Source organism: Halomonas sp. SIMBA_159 (genome assembly GCF_046536035.1).
Classification (GTDB): Bacteria; Pseudomonadota; Gammaproteobacteria; order Pseudomonadales; family Halomonadaceae; genus Vreelandella; species Vreelandella venusta_A.
Genome location: NZ_JAWJBT010000142.1, coordinates 1 through 391 on the forward strand (window position 1 = coordinate 1; position 391 = coordinate 391).

The window sequence follows — 391 nt, forward strand, 5'->3', positions numbered from 1 at the left end:
CACCCATTTTTTTAGCCAATTGAGCAACCCCCGACGCGGTCTTGCCCATGGAAGTTTGGCCGTCTAACTTACCTTCTCCTGTCACAACGATGTCCACATCTTTGATTTGTTCTTCCATTTTCACACTTTCAAGGATCAATTCTATGCCGCTTTTCAATTCGCCTTCCAAAAATCCGATAAAGGCAGCTCCTAGCCCTCCTGCAGCTCCGGCCCCTGGTGGATTTTGAATATCTTTGCCTAAGTCTTCCGATGCGATGCGCGCAACATTGCGAAGCCCTTGGTCAAGTTTCTCTACCATCTCCGGTGTGGCGCCTTTTTGCGGGCCAAATATATATGCCGCCCCTGTTTCTCCATGGAGTGGGTTGGTCACATCACATGCAACGTTAAATTG

The 391-nt window shown here is 48.8% G+C and carries 1 protein-coding gene; it reads right to left on the reverse strand.

The features are described from left to right. Window positions 1-391, reverse strand: a 391-nt coding sequence (locus R0J87_RS18725; protein ID WP_498888087.1) for a glycerate kinase, incomplete at both ends; no start/stop codon positions are given.